Raw genomic sequence first — 13,909 nt, 5'->3', positions numbered from 1 at the left:
CCTCCGCCCGGCCGACGGTCGCCGTGCCGTTCTTCAAAGGTAAACGCCACGGGCAGGCCCTGAGTTCCGGAGGAACCCCGAACCTGCCCGTACACAGCCCCTAGGGGTCTGAGGTCCTGGCCGGCGGATCACGCCGGGCGGGCCCTACGCCGGAACGATGTTCACCAGCTTCGGCGCCCGCACGATCACCTTGCGGATGCCCGCCCCGTCCAGTGCCGCCACGACCTTCTCGTCGGCCAGCGCGACCTTCTCCAGCTCGTCGTCGGAGATGGCGGGCGAGACCTCCAGGCGGGCCTTGACCTTGCCCTTGACCTGGACCACGCAGGTCACGGTCTCGTCCACGACGTACCGCGGGTCGGCGACCGGGAAGTCCTGGTGGACGACCGAGTCGGTGTGGCCCAGCTTGCGCCACAGCTCCTCGGCGATGTGCGGGGCCAGCGGCGCGATCAGCAGCACCAGCGACTCGGCGACCGGACGAGGCACCGCGGCGCCCGCCTTGGTCAGGTGGTTGTTCAGCTCGGTGACCTTGGCGATGGCGGTGTTGAAGCGCAGGCCCTCCAGGTCCTGGCGCACCCCGTCGATCGCCTTGTGCAGGGCACGCAGCGTCGTCTCGTCGGGCTCGGTGTCGACGACGGTCACCTCGCCGGTGGCCTCGTCGACGACGTTGCGCCACAGCCGCTGCAGCAGGCGGTACTGGCCGACCACCGCGCGCGTGTCCCACGGACGCGAGACGTCCAGCGGGCCCATCGCCATCTCGTACAGGCGCAGGGTGTCGGCGCCGTACTCCTCGCAGATCGCCTCGGGGGTGACGGCGTTCTTCAGGGACTTGCCCATCTTGCCCAGCTCGCGCTTGACCTGCTCGCCATGGTGGAAGAAGGCGCCGTCGCGCTCCTCGATCTCGGCGGCCGGCACCGGGAAGCCCCGGCTGTCGCGGTAGACGAAGGCCTGGATCATGCCCTGGTTGTACAGCTTGTGGAACGGCTCGGGCGACGAGATGTGCCCCAGGTCGTACAGGACCTTGGACCAGAAGCGCGCGTACAGCAGGTGCAGCACGGCGTGCTCGGCGCCGCCGACGTACAGGTCGACACCGCCGTGCGGCTGCCCCGCGCGCGGGCCCATCCAGTACTGCTCGATCTCCGGGTCGACCAGCTTCTCGCTGTTGTGCGGGTCCAGGTAGCGCAGCTCGTACCAGCAGGAGCCGGCCCAGTTGGGCATGGTGTTGGTCTCGCGGCGGTACGGGCGGGGACCGCGTCCGTCGCCCAGGTCCAGGGTCACGTCGACCCAGTCCTGGTTGCGGGACAGCGGGGTCTCCGGGGAGGTGTCCGCGTCGTCCGGGTCGAAGGTGCGCGGCGAGTAGTCCTCGACCTCGGGCAGCTCCAGCGGCAGCATCGACTCGGGCAGGGAATGGGCGATGCCGTCCTCGTCGTAGACGATCGGGAAGGGCTCGCCCCAGTAGCGCTGGCGGCTGAACAGCCAGTCGCGCAGCCGGAAGTTGACGGTGCCCTCGCCGATGCCCTTGCCCTGCAGCCACTCGGTGATGCGCGCCTTGGCCTCGGTCACGCCCAGGCCGTCCAGAGAGACGTCCTCGCCGTGCGAGTTCACGATCTTGGCGTCGTACGAGGCGAAGGCGTCGTCCCACGTCGAGGCGTCCGTGCCCCGGTCGTCGCTCGGCTCGACCACGCAGCGGATCGGCAGCTCGAAGGCGCGCGCGAAGGCGAAGTCACGCGTGTCGTGCGCCGGTACGGCCATGATCGCGCCGGTGCCGTAGCCCATCAGGACGTAGTCGGCGATGAAGACAGGGATCTGCTCGCCGTTGACCGGGTTGGTGGCGAACGCGCCGGTGAAGACACCGGTCTTGTCCTTGGCCTCGGCCTGGCGCTCGACGTCCGACTTGGAGGCGGCCTGGGCGCGGTAGGCGGCGACGGCCTCGGCCGGCGTGGCGTGGCCGCCGGTCCACACGTCGTGCGTGCCCTCGGGCCAGGCGGCCGGGGTGAACTTCTCGACCAGCGGGTGCTCGGGGGCCAGCACCATGTAGGTCGCGCCGAACAGGGTGTCCTGGCGCGTGGTGAAGACCGTGATCGCCTCGCCGTCGATCGGGAAGTCGACGCGGGCGCCCTCGGAGCGGCCGATCCAGTTGCGCTGCTGCAGCTTGATGGCCTCGGGCCAGTCCAGCTCGTTCAGGTCGTCCAGCAGGCGGTCGGCGTACGCGGTGATCCGCATGTTCCACTGGCGCAGCTTGGCCTTGAAGACGGGGAAGTTGCCGCGCTCGCTGCGGCCGTCCGCGGTGACCTCCTCGTTGGCCAGCACGGTGCCCAGACCCGGGCACCAGTTGACCGGCGCGTCGGAGGCGTACGCCAGGCGGTACTCACCCAGGACGTCGGCACGCTCGGCGGCGGACAGGGCGTCCCAGGAACGGCCGCCGGGAACCGCGCGCTCACCGGACTCGAACCGCGCGACCAGCTCGGAGATCGGGCGGGCCTGCTTCGCCTTGTCGTCGTACCAGGAGTTGAAGATCTGGACGAAGATCCACTGGGTCCACTTGTAGTACTCCGGGTCGATCGTGGCGAACGACCGGCGCTTGTCGTGGCCCAGGCCCAGCCGGCGCAGCTGGGACTTCATGTTGTTGATGGCGGCCTCGGTGGTGACCCGGGGGTGCTCGCCGGTCTGCACGGCGTGCTGCTCGGCGGGCAGGCCGAAGGCGTCGAAGCCCAGGGTGTGCAGGACGTTGTGGCCGGTCATCCGCTGGAAGCGCGCGAAGACGTCGGTGGCGATGTAGCCCAGCGGGTGGCCGACGTGCAGGCCCGCACCGGAGGGGTACGGGAACATGTCCATGACGTACTTCTTGGGCTTGGCGACCAGCCCGGGGTCGCCCGCCAGGTCACCCTTGGGGTTCGGCGCCGCATAGGTGCCGTCGGCATCCCAGACGTCCTGCCAGCGTGCCTCGATCTCGGCCGCGACGGCGGCCGTGTAGCGGTGCGGCGCGGCCACCTCGGCGGCAGCGGGGTTCGTCTCGCTCATGGTCCTCAAAGCTCCATCGATCGTCTCTGCCGGCGGCTGTGTCGTCCGGAAACGAAAAATCCCCTCGCACAGGAGGGGATGCCGCGCCGATTCCGACCACGTCTTCACCGGTGGTCGGGACTGATCAGCGCGGCTCGCTAAGCAGAAGGCGTACGGCACGCATGGCGTCAGAGTACCGCAGCCGTTGAGCAAGCCGCGACGAGCTTACGTATGCCTCTTTGGCACCGGGTGCCGCACTCGCCGCCGCAGTCGAGCGCAACCGTCCGATCCGACACTGGAACTGAGTCATGGCCAATGGTTACTTCGCGTAACAGCTACTAAGGGACATCACAACGGCCCCGCAGTCGTTTGATAACAACGCAATAACTCAAATGCCGTACCCATCGGTATGGCGCCACTTAGAGTGCGGCAGCGGGACCGCCTTCCCGAACCGCTCGGAGTTGCCCCCATGAACCCTCGTAGTACTAGCAGCACGCTCCCCAGGACCGGCCGGTCGGCCTACGGGGTGGCGACGGCCGTCTTTCTGCTGGCCATCCCTCTGGTCGTGGTGTACGGAGGTGTCTGGCTCCAGGACTTCCTCAACTTCGGAGCGGGCGTGGTGACGCTCGTCCTCCTCACCTGCTCCGTGATCTGGGGGCTCGTCGCACAGGACCGGCTGATCCTCAACACCCGGCAGCGGATCGTCGCGCAGGGGATCCACCGGATCACCGCCGTGGGCTCGATCGCGTTCCTTCTGTTGCACATCGGGATCAAACTGACCCTCGACCACACCACCTGGATCGCCGCGTTCATCCCGTTCGGGCTCGGCTTCAGCAGCAGCGGCGGCCTCATAGGTCTCGGCACCCTGGCCGGCCAGCTCATGATCTTCGTCGGCATCACCGGCGCCCTGCGCAACCGGTTCGCGTCCCCGGCGCCGGTCGCGGCACGGTGGCGGGCGATGCACATGCTGGCCTACCCGGCCTGGTGCGCCGGGCTGATCCACGGCCTGTACGCGGGGCGCGCGGTGAAGGCCCCGATCTTCACGTACATGTACGCGCTCTGCGTCCTCGGTGTCATCGCGGCCCTCGCCCTGCGCTCGGCACCCCGCCCCTTCAAGCGCAAGGTCACCGACCGGATCGCCATGCTCCTCGGCACCGAGGAGCGGCCGGGCCGCGAGGAACTGGAGGCCAGCCGCGCCAGGCGGGCCGCGGAAACCGCCGCACCGGGACGCGAGAGCCGCCGGCCCGCCGAGTCCGCCGGCCGGCGTTCTGAGTCCGCCCTGCCCGGCTACGAGGGCCTGACCCAGCAGACCGGCGGTATGCCCCTCTACCAGGCCCCACCGGCCCCGGAGCCCGCGGGCAGCGGATTCGCCGCCGCCTATCGCGCCGTGTCACCCAACGCACAGCAGCCCTTCGACACCGGCCAGACCGCGCGCATGGACATGCCGATGGACATGCAGGCCGCCACCGACCCCATCGCGCGCATGGACAGCGGCGGCAGCACCTCCGGCAGCTGGCCGGTCCCGTCCCCGCCACCGGTCGGCGAAGCGCCCCCCTCCGCCTACGACCCGCTCCAGGACACGGGGTACAACATCCCGACCTATGACGGTAATTCGGGCACGGCCAGCTATCTCTCAGGTGATGTGCGCGACACAGGTGAGACGAACACCCTTTACGGCACGTACAACCCGAATGACACGTACAACAGCGGTCCCGCCACGGATACAACGCCCGGTCAGTCGTACGACTTCGACACACCGGGCTCGGGCGAACCTTGGAACACGCCTTCCGGAGGCTATAGGTGAACGAGGCCCTGCCCGACGTACCAGAAGTCCGCGTGGTCGGCCTTCCTCAGCTCACGTCGGGTTTCGACCTTGTCGAACGACTTGACCTGCCCATGCACCTGAAGGTGCACGGGCCGCTCGAACCCATGGGCGGGGAGCAGCTCGCGAAGCTCTCCGAAGCCATCAACCTGAAGGGGCGCGGCGGCGCCGGCTTCCCCTTCCACAAGAAGCTGCGCTCAGTCGCCGAGGCAGCGATCAAGCGCGGCGTCCGCCCGGTCGTCGTCGTCAACGGCAGCGAGGACGAACCGGCCTGCCGCAAGGACACGGTGCTCATCAACCGTGCCCCGCACCTCATCCTGGACGGCGCCCTCCTGGCCGCCGAAGCCCTGGGTGCCCGCACGCTCGTGGTGGGGGTCACCCGGGAGTCCACCCAGCGGTCCATGGAGGCCGCCCTCGCCGAACGCGGTCTCAGCAACGGCCGCAGATCGGCTCTACGCGCACGCGTGCAGCGCAATCCCGTCCGTATGGTCACCGGAGCGGCGGCCTCGCTGATCCGTTCCATCGACGGCGGCCCGGCCATCCCGCCCGGTCGCAAGATCAGCGCCTCCCAGAGCGGCGTCGGCGGGGCGCCGACCCTGCTGTCCAACGCCGAGACCTTCGCGCAGCTCGCGATCGCCGCCCGCATCGGCCCGGAGCGCTACGGCAACACCGGGCTGTACGACGAGCCGGGCACCGTCATGCTCACGGTCTCCGGCGCCGTCGCCCGCCCGATGGTGATCGAGGTCCCCACGGGCGTACCGCTGCGCTACGTCCTGCAGTTGGCCGGCGCCCCGCCGGTCCCGCAGGGCGTGCTGACCGGCGGCTACCACGGCAAGTGGATCGACGCGGCCACGGTCAACGAGGCGATCGTCTCCCGCAACTCCCTGGACGCCGTGGGCGGCGCGCTCGGCGCCGGCGCGATCCTGCCGATCACTCAGGAGACCTGCCCACTGGGTGAGTCGCTGCGCGTGGCGCAGTGGCTGGCCGAGGAGAGCGCGGGCCAGTGCGGCCCCTGCTATCTCGGTCTGCCGGCCGCCGCGCGCGGCATGGAGGACATCCTCAACGGCGGCGGCCCTGCCGCTCTGGAGGCCCTCAAGCAGGTCGCCAAGAACGTGAAGCGGCGCGGTGCCTGCTCGCACCCGGACGGCTCCGCGATGTTCCTGGAGTCGACCATCAAGGCGTTCACCGACGACTTGGCCGCCCATGTCCTCGGCAACGGCTGCGGACGGCCCGTGGAGGGCGTTCTGCCGCTCTTCGAGGGCGGCAGGACACCCACCGGCATCCCGGGTGGCGCCGAGGCCGAGGAGAACGGTCCCAGCCGTCAGAAGATCTACGTCGACTGGACACTCTGCCGGGGCCACGGTCTGTGCGCCGACATCCTGCCCGAGGTCTTCGAACTCGGCGCCGACGGCTTCCCCACCGTCGCCCAGGCGCAGGTACCGCGCTACGCCGAGGCGAAGGCGCTACGCGCGGTGCGTCGCTGCCCCGCGCTCGCCCTGCGCCTCGAGGAGGAGACAGCGCGCGACAAGGGCCCTTCCCGCAACCTGCCGGTCCTCTCCCAGGGCCGCGGGCGCCGCGCACTGGGCCGCTGAACCGTCACCACGAAAGGGCCGCCCTGAAGAGGGCGGCCCTTTCGGCTGTCCGGCCACAACTGCCTCTGAAAACGCCGAGATCCCGCCGGATCGATGATCCGGCGGGATCTTTCTGTGGAGCTAAGGAGATTTGAACTCCTGACCCCCTGCATGCCATGCAGGTGCTCTACCAACTGAGCTATAGCCCCGAGCGGTGTTCCGCGGGTCTCCCCGGCGGCGACGCCAACATTACACGGTCCACCGGGTGGAACACCAAATCGTTTCGCTGGGGCGGGAGGGGCGACGTCAAGCGGTCACGAACGAGTAGAACCGCTTCAGCGTGCAGTGTTCTTCGAGGAGGCGGCCATAGATCGGCTCACCCTCGAGTTCGCGGTACGTCTCGATGGGGTCGCCTTTTATGATCAGCGCCCGCGCGCACTCCTCGCACCAGTACTGGTAGTCGGGATTGACCGGCTCCATGTCCCGCACGATCGGCGTCCCGCTGCCGCACCAGTCGCACTTTCGCCTGTGTGCACCCATCCGTCAGCTCCAGCTGTGGCCGCAGGCCGTGCACACGTAGGAGATCCCGCCGTTGTCACCGAGTACCTGGGCGACATGGACAGAACCGCAGGAAGGGCAGATGAGGCGGACCGTCGTGTCCCTTGTCGACGCCGCTTCGCGGAGGTGGCCGACCTCCACGATGATGCTCGCAGGCATCACTACTCCCTCCCGTCGGGCCGCGCCCCCTTCCGGCCGTTTGATTCTGCCACGGCCGGACCAATACGGTCAGCGACGCCTGAGTACCAGTCCGGACACGGCGCCCACCGCGGCGGTCCCGGCCAGCGCGAACATGCACGCCCAAAGCGCCTCCGCAGAGGTATACGCCTCAGAGGGGCCGAGTGACTCAAGTCGGTTCAAGAACAGTGTGCCGAAGCCCGCGACACCGATCAGCTGGCCGAGCTGGGTGACCGTGGCGAGCAGACCGCTGGCGTCCGCCGCGTGCAGGGGCGGCACCGTGGCCAGGGCCCCGGTGAGTGTGGGGCTGAAGGCAAGCGCGAGCCCCACGCCCACGCCGGCGTACGCCGCGTACAGCGCGACACCGCCGTCGCCACCGTCCTTGAGCGCCAGGCCCACGCCCAGCGAGGCCAGCACGGTGATCACGAACCCGGCGGGCGTCAACAGCCGCTGCCAGGAGGCCGGCCAGGCGCGCCAGGTCAGTCCGACGATGCCGAAGATCACCGCGGTCGGCGCGAAGGAGAGTCCGGCCCGCAGCGCGCTGTAGCCGAGGCCGCCCTGCACGTACAGGGTGAGCACGAAGAGGAAGCCGCCGTTGACGGCCATGACCGCCATGATCCGGAAGACGGCGAGGCCCATGCCGGGATGGCGCAGCACGCTCGGTGTGATCAGCGGGGCACCGCCGCGCCGCGCCAGCCGGGACTCGTAGCCGCAGAAAACGGTGAACAGGATCGCGGCGACGGCCAGCGACAGCCAGGACCACAGCGGCCAGTCCTCCTCCTGCCCGAGCACCAGCGGCACCGTGCACAGCGACACGGCCGCGCCGAGCAGGACCAGGCCGGGCAGGTCGAGGCCGCGCGCCCGGTCCCGGGGCGTCGGACGGTCCCCGGGCAACAGGACACGCGTGCCTACGGCGAGCAGGACCAGACCCACCGGCACGTTCACGAGGAACACCGGCCGCCAGCCCGTGCCGAACAGGTCGGCGCTGACCAGGACTCCACCGACGACCTGCCCGGCGGCGGCGCCGACCGCGAGGACCGCCGAGTACACGCCGAGCGCCTTCATCCGGGCCTCGCCGGTGAAGTTGCGCTGGATCAGGCTGAGCACCTGCGGGATCATCACCGCCGAACCGGCGCCCTGCACCAGCCGGAAGACGATCAGTGCGGTGGCTCCCTGCGCCAGCCCGCACGCGAGCGAAGCCGCCGTGAACAGGGCGAGCCCGGCGAGGTGGACGCGGCCGTGCCCGAACCGTTCGCCGAGCCGGGCGCCGGTGATCAGCAGCACCGAGTACGTGATGGCGTATCCCGCGACGACCAGCTGGAGTTGGGCGCCGGAGGCGTGCAGTTCCGTGCCGATCGTCGGGGCCGCGACGTTCACGATGAACACGTCGAGCAGCGCCATGAACTGGGCGGCGAGCACAAGCGCGAGCAGCGGCCGGGGCCGGTTGTCAGTGGCGGGTGCTTCACTTTTGGCAGAGGGGAAAACGGGTGCGGGATCCGGTCCCGTCCGGGGCGTTGTCGTCATGCCGTCGAGCCTGAGGACATCCCGGTAAGGGTGCCGAGAGCCCGCCGATGCTGGTACTGCCAGCACCTGGCAAGCGCTGGGTGCGGCACCGAGGATGGTCGTGACGAGGGGGACGTGACGATGAGGACGACACAGCGACGACGGCCCGAGCTGGCCACGTTCCTGCGCAGCAGGCGGGCCCGGGTGACTCCGGCCGACGTGGGCATGCCGCCGGGACTCAGGCGCCGCACCCCGGGACTGCGCCGCGAGGAGGTCGCCCAGCTCTCCGGCGTCGGTGTGACCTGGTACACGTGGCTGGAGCAGGGCCGGCCGATCAACGCGTCCGCGCAGGTCCTGGACGCCGTGGCCCGCACGCTCCGGCTCGACCCTCCGGAGCGGGAGCATCTGTACCGCCTGGCGCAGGTGCCGTTCGCCCCGGACCCGGAGGGCCTGACGCGGTCGACGGGCCCGGAGGTGCAGGGCATCATCGACGCCCTCGCCCCGCTCCCGGCGGTCGTCTACAACTCGCGCTACGACATCCTGGCCACCAATCCGGGCTACCGGGACCTGTTCCTGATCCCCGAGATCGTCGACATCGGGGTGGCGAACGCGCTGTGGACGCTGTTCACGGTCTCCGAGCGGGCATGTCCGCTGATGCACCGGGAGCGCGAGCTGCCCGTCATGGTGGCGACGCTGCGGTCCTCGTACGGCAGACATGTGGGCGAGCCGGCCTGGGAGCGCTTCATAGCCGGGCTGGCGGCGGCCAGCCCGTACTTCGCCGAACTGTGGGAGAGCGGAGAGGTGGTGCAACCGGGGCCACGCGTCAAGACGTTCCGTCACAAGGCGGTGGGCGAACTGCGGATGACGTCTCAGTCGCTCTCGATCGACGGGATGCCTGAGTGCCGGATCGTGGTCTACACACCGGAGGACGAGGAGACCCGGCAGAAAACGGCGCGGCTGCGGGAGCACACAGAAAATCCCGCCTCCTGAAGGAGACGGGACCCTGATGATCACCGATCTTTGACAACTCAACAGAGTGTCGATCTGTGGAGCTAAGGAGAATTGAACTCCTGACCTCCTGCATGCCATGCAGGCGCTCTACCAACTGAGCTATAGCCCCTTGTGTTCTTCCCGCTCGGCGGGCGAACAAGAAGAACTTTAGCCTGCGACCTGCCGGAAGTGAAATCCGCTCCGGAGCCCTCAGTCGTCGTCGCCGAGCACCGGCTCCGGGAGGGTGCCGGCATTGTGCTCCATGAGGCGCCAGCCGCGGGCGCCCTGGCCGAGGACGGACCAGCAGCAGTTGGAGAGGCCGCCGAGGCTCTCCCAGTGCCGGGAGTCCAGACCGAGCAGCCGGCCGATGGTGGTGCGGATCGTGCCGCCGTGGCTGACCACGACAAGGGTGCCGTCCTCGGGGAGCTTCTCGGCGTGCCGGAGCACGACGGGAGCGGCGCGGTCGGCGACCTCGGTCTCCAGTTCGCCGCCGCCGCGGCGGACCGGCTCACCGCGCTTCCACGCGGCGTACTCCTCGCCGTGCCGGGCGATGATCTCCTCGTGCGTCAGTCCCTGCCAGACGCCCGCGTAGGTCTCGCGCAGGCCCTCGTCGTGGGCCACCTCCAGGCCGGTGAGCGCGGCGAGCTCGGCCGCGGTGTTCGCGGCCCGCTGGAGGTCGGAGGCGACGATGGCGTCGGGCTGGAGGGAGGCCAGCAGCCGGGCGGCCCTGCGGGCCTGGCCGACACCGGTCTCGGTGAGCTCGACGTCGGTGGTGCCCTGGAAGCGGCGCTCCACGTTCCAGGCGGTCTGGCCGTGCCGCCACAGGATGACGCGACGGCCCCGGCCCTTCCGGTCGGCGGGAGCGGTCATCGCGGCTCCCCGAACTCGGCGGCGTCCTCCTCGGCCCGGAGCTTGGTGTGCTCCTCCGCCTTGCCGCGGGTCGCCTTGGCGTCGGCCGGCAGCTCCAGCTCGGGGCAGTCCTTCCACAGCCGCTCCAGAGCGTAGAAGACCCGCTCCTCGCTGTGCTGGACATGGACGACGATGTCCACGTAGTCGAGCAGGACCCAGCGGGCCTCGCGGTCGCCCTCGCGGCGCACCGGCTTGGCGCCGAGCTCCTTCGAGAGCCGCTCCTCGATCTCGTCGACGATGGACTTGACCTGGCGGTCGTTGGGTGCGGACGCCAGCAGGAAGGCGTCGGTGATCGACAGGACGTCGCTGACGTCGTAGGCGATCACATCATGGGCGAGCTTGTCGGCGGCCGCCTGCGCGGCGGCGTTGATGAGCTCGAGAGAACGGTCAGTGGCGGTCACTACAAGGCTTTCGGTCGGCGGTCGATTGACATCAAGGGTCTCACGGACCGCCGACGGCACCCCACGTGATCGTGGAGATCACGCGGGGTGCCGCTTCGGAGCCTGGGCCTGGGTCTAGGACGAGGAGGACGGCTTGTAGTCCTGGCCGAGGATCACGGAGACGTTCGCGCTCGACGACAGGTTGCCCTTGGTGACCGCGCCGGCGGGCAGGCCCAGGGTCTTGGCGACCTCGGTGGCGTTCGCCTTGTCGGCCGCGTCGGAATAGACGACCTTGGAGGTGGCCTGCGCCGAGGAGGGCGTGCCGCCGTCGACGAAGGTGAAGCCGCCGTTGAGGAGGACGACGCGCGCCTTCTCGGTGTTGTCCTTGGTGCCGGTGGCGTTCTGGACGGAGACGCTCACGGCCGCGTCCTTGTCGGGACTCTTCGCCTTGCCGCCGAGGACGTCCTTGACCACGCTCGCACTGGCCGCCGCGCTGAGCGTGCCGTCCTGCTGGACGGGCAGCAGCGCGGTCTTGTAGTCGCCGCCCTTGGCGAGGTCGGCGAGCTTGGCGAGGAAGGTGCCGAGATCCTTGTCGGTCAGGGACGGGTCCAGGATCTGGGCCAGTGTCTGCACGGTGGTGGTCGCCGCCGTCGGGTCGGAGGACAGCTTGCGCAGCACGCCCTGCAAGACCTGGCCGAAGCGCTCCAGCTGGGCGTTCTGGGCCTCGCCGGAAGCGCGGTAGGTGGCGTAGGCGACGGCCATCTTGCCGCTGAGGGTCTGCCCCTTCCCCTTGTTCACCAGGGGCGCCTGGCCCTTCTTCTTGGCGTCCGGGTCGGGTACGGCGGTGTTGGTGTCGACGTCGATGTTGCCGACGAGGTCGACCAGGTTCTGCAGATAGGGGGTGTCCAGACGCCAGGTGCCCTCGATGTCGGTGCCGAGGGCGGTGTCGAGGGAGTCGACGGTCCCGGAGGAACCGTCGTCGTCGACCGACTTGGCGAGGGTCGTGGTGGTGCCGTCGTCGGCCGTCAGGGCGAGGGAGTTGGGGATCAGGACGGTGGTGCCCTGCTGGGTGGTGGTGTTGTCGACGAGCAGCGCCGTGGAGGTGCCGCCCTTCGCGGTGTTGTGCAGATGGACGACGATCACGTCGCGGTTCTGGGCGCTCGCCGCGATCGTGGTGCCCTTCTTGCTCTCCGGTTCCGAGAGACCGGGCAGCTTTCCGGCGTACCAGAGGTAGCCGACGCCGCCCACCGCGACCAGGGCGAGGACGACGACCAGGGCGACGAGCCGGCTGCGGGCGCGGCGCTTGGCCTCCTCACGGCGCTCGGTGCGGTTCTCGGTGAAGTTGAGCCAGTCGATGACGTCCTCGGAGTCACCGTCGGGGTCCTCGACGAACGCGAACTGTGCGGTGTGGTACTGCCGTTCGTCCCCGTCGGCGGGGTCCGCGCCGGGACGGGCGGCGTCGGGACGACCCGCGCCGGCGAGGTCCTCCTCGACTGCGGGGCGGTAGCCCTGGTCCGCGTGAGGGCCCGCAGCATGCCTTGGGTCGACCTGAGCGCCCGCAGCGTGCCCCTGAGCGGCCTGCGTGCCCGGCGCATGGCCCCGGCCGGCCTGCGTGCCCCGCGCCGGCCCGCTCTGCTGTGGGATGTAGGCGGTCTGTTCGGCGACTCGGGGCTGCTGACCGCTCGCGGCGGCCTGGCCGTAAGGGTCGTAGGCCGCCGAACCGCCGCCCTGCTGGGCCCCGTTGGCGTAGGGGTCGTAGGGCGGCACGGGCGCCTGCTGACCGGTGTCGCCGGCGCCGTAGGGGTCGTACGGCGGGACGGGGTTCTGGGTGCCCGTGTCGTACGGCGCGGCCTGTTGGCTGTCCGTGGCATACGGGTCGTAGCCGTAACCCTGCTGCGCGTAGGGGTCGTACTGCTGTCGCGGGGCCTGTTGCGGCGGGACCTGCTGGTACACCGGCCGGCCGTACTCGTCGTAGCCGACGAGTGCGTACTGGTTCTCCTGATCGTTGCCGTAGCCCGCGTCGTATCGGTCGTTCACCGGTGCCCCTCTCGGCTCACTCGCCGCGGTACAGCTCGCGCTTGTCGATGTAACGCACGACTCCGTCCGGCACCAGGTACCAGACGGGGTCGCCCTTGGCGACTCTCGCCCGGCAGTCGGTGGAGGAGATGGCCAGGGCGGGGACCTCGACGAGCGAGACACCGCCCTCGGGCAGCCCGGGGTCGGCCAGGGTGTGGCCGGGCCGGGTGACTCCGATGAAGTGCGCGAGGGAGAAGAGCTCTTCCGCGTCCCGCCAGGTGAGGATCTGGCCGAGGGCGTCGGCGCCCGTGATGAAGAAGAGGTCGGTGTCGGGGTTGAGGGACTTGAGGTCGCGCAGCGTGTCCGTGGTGTAGGTCGCGCCGCCGCGGTCGATGTCGATGCGGCTGACCGAGAACTGCGGGTTCTCGGCGGTCGCGATGACCGTCATCAGATAGCGGTCCTCGGCCGGGGAGACCCGGCGGTGGGTCTTCTGCCACGGCTGGCCGGTCGGTACGAACACCACCTCGTCCAGGTGGAACTGCGCGACGGCCTCGCTGGCCGCCACGAGGTGCCCGTGGTGGATCGGGTCGAACGTCCCGCCCATGACGCCGAGGCGGCGCTTGCCGGGGTTCGACGGGCTGTTGCCCGGGCCGGTAGGCATGTCCTGCTCTCCCATGCGTGCAGACCCTACCGGCCCGATCTGAGGAGACCGGCCGGTGGAGGCCCCAAGTGCCCCGCTTTGGGCACTCGGCGCCTCAGCGGTCGCGGTTGAAACGGGTGGTGATCCACAGCAGGAGCAGCAGGATGAGGAACGCGGCGCCGCCGGTCACCAAGGGGTCGAGGCTCTCGTGGTTGCCGCCGTGCTCCTCGCCCTCTGCGGCGAGGGTGACCAACTGGGCAGCAGTGCTGTGGATGCTCATCTTCGGCAGGACCTATCCGGTGGGCGGGATAAAGATGTCGGCCCATCGTAAGCGGGCGCGGTGAGG

The 13,909-nt window shown here is 69.9% G+C and carries 12 protein-coding genes and 2 tRNA genes; 3 read left to right on the top strand and 11 right to left on the bottom strand.

What is annotated here, in order from left to right:
• Positions 1-144: 144 nt before the first annotated feature.
• Positions 145-3,018 (bottom strand): leucine--tRNA ligase, encoded by a 2,874-nt coding sequence (leuS, locus tag AQJ46_RS10970; protein WP_059205377.1) that lies wholly within the window; start codon positions 3,016-3,018, stop codon positions 145-147.
• Between the two features lie 448 nt (positions 3,019-3,466).
• Between leuS and AQJ46_RS10965 the strand changes: the two genes are divergently transcribed.
• Both AQJ46_RS10965 and AQJ46_RS10960 read left to right on the top strand, forming a co-directional pair.
• Positions 3,467-4,801: a cytochrome b/b6 domain-containing protein gene (locus AQJ46_RS10965; protein WP_225887296.1), complete on the top strand. Its 1,335-nt coding sequence runs from the start codon at positions 3,467-3,469 to the stop codon at positions 4,799-4,801.
• Entirely contained in the window at positions 4,798-6,411 is a 1,614-nt protein-coding gene (locus tag AQJ46_RS10960; RefSeq protein WP_059205375.1) for an NADH-quinone oxidoreductase subunit NuoF family protein, read from the top strand. The genes AQJ46_RS10965 and AQJ46_RS10960 overlap by 4 nt, the downstream gene beginning before the upstream one ends.
• 115 nt (positions 6,412-6,526) lie before the next feature.
• Here the strand turns inward: AQJ46_RS10960 and AQJ46_RS10955 are convergent.
• The 4 genes from AQJ46_RS10955 to AQJ46_RS10945 form a co-directional block, all read right to left on the bottom strand.
• Positions 6,527-6,599: transfer RNA gene (locus AQJ46_RS10955), tRNA-Ala, on the bottom strand.
• Between the two features lie 97 nt (positions 6,600-6,696).
• A complete protein-coding gene (locus AQJ46_RS10950; RefSeq protein ID WP_003976229.1) occupies positions 6,697-6,930 on the bottom strand; it encodes a hypothetical protein in 234 nt (77 codons plus the stop codon).
• Positions 6,931-6,933: 3 nt separating this feature from the next.
• Complete coding sequence (locus AQJ46_RS54150) at positions 6,934-7,107, bottom strand: hypothetical protein (RefSeq protein ID WP_107104982.1); 174 nt, start codon at positions 7,105-7,107, stop codon at positions 6,934-6,936.
• 69 nt (positions 7,108-7,176) lie between these two features.
• Positions 7,177-8,544 (bottom strand): MFS transporter, encoded by a 1,368-nt coding sequence (locus AQJ46_RS10945; RefSeq protein WP_225887321.1) that lies wholly within the window; start codon positions 8,542-8,544, stop codon positions 7,177-7,179.
• A gap of 225 nt (positions 8,545-8,769) precedes the next feature.
• Between AQJ46_RS10945 and AQJ46_RS10940 the strand changes: the two genes are divergently transcribed.
• The gene (locus AQJ46_RS10940; protein ID WP_079072241.1) at positions 8,770-9,618 is read left to right on the top strand and encodes a helix-turn-helix transcriptional regulator; all 849 of its coding nucleotides are present in this window, start codon (positions 8,770-8,772) and stop codon (positions 9,616-9,618) included.
• A 57-nt stretch (positions 9,619-9,675) separates the two neighbouring features.
• On the opposite strand, the gene AQJ46_RS10935 is transcribed toward AQJ46_RS10940, so the two are convergent.
• The 6 genes from AQJ46_RS10935 to AQJ46_RS56165 form a co-directional block, all read right to left on the bottom strand.
• A tRNA-Ala gene (locus AQJ46_RS10935) sits at positions 9,676-9,748 on the bottom strand.
• Positions 9,749-9,828: 80 nt separating this feature from the next.
• Positions 9,829-10,488 carry a histidine phosphatase family protein gene (locus tag AQJ46_RS10930; RefSeq protein WP_059205374.1) on the bottom strand — a complete coding sequence of 220 codons (660 nt, stop codon included), beginning with the start codon at positions 10,486-10,488 and terminating at the stop codon, positions 9,829-9,831.
• Positions 10,485-10,928: a ribosome silencing factor gene (gene rsfS / locus AQJ46_RS10925; protein ID WP_057615887.1), complete on the bottom strand. Its 444-nt coding sequence runs from the start codon at positions 10,926-10,928 to the stop codon at positions 10,485-10,487. The genes AQJ46_RS10930 and rsfS overlap by 4 nt, the downstream gene beginning before the upstream one ends.
• 114 nt (positions 10,929-11,042) lie before the next feature.
• Entirely contained in the window at positions 11,043-12,944 is a 1,902-nt protein-coding gene (locus AQJ46_RS10920; RefSeq protein ID WP_059205373.1) for an LCP family protein, read from the bottom strand.
• Between the two features lie 16 nt (positions 12,945-12,960).
• Positions 12,961-13,599, bottom strand: coding sequence for a nicotinate-nucleotide adenylyltransferase (gene nadD, locus AQJ46_RS10915; protein WP_057615891.1), 639 nt, complete (start codon positions 13,597-13,599; stop codon positions 12,961-12,963).
• Between the two features lie 79 nt (positions 13,600-13,678).
• Positions 13,679-13,843 (bottom strand): hypothetical protein, encoded by a 165-nt coding sequence (locus tag AQJ46_RS56165; RefSeq protein ID WP_167368208.1) that lies wholly within the window; start codon positions 13,841-13,843, stop codon positions 13,679-13,681.
• Between the last annotated feature and the right edge of the window lie 66 nt (positions 13,844-13,909).

The sequence above is a fragment of the Streptomyces canus genome (assembly GCF_001514145.1).
GTDB classification, from domain to species: Bacteria; Actinomycetota; Actinomycetes; order Streptomycetales; family Streptomycetaceae; genus Streptomyces; species Streptomyces canus.
Note: the sequence above shows the minus strand (reverse complement) of the source record. Positions and strands in the feature narration are given on the sequence as shown.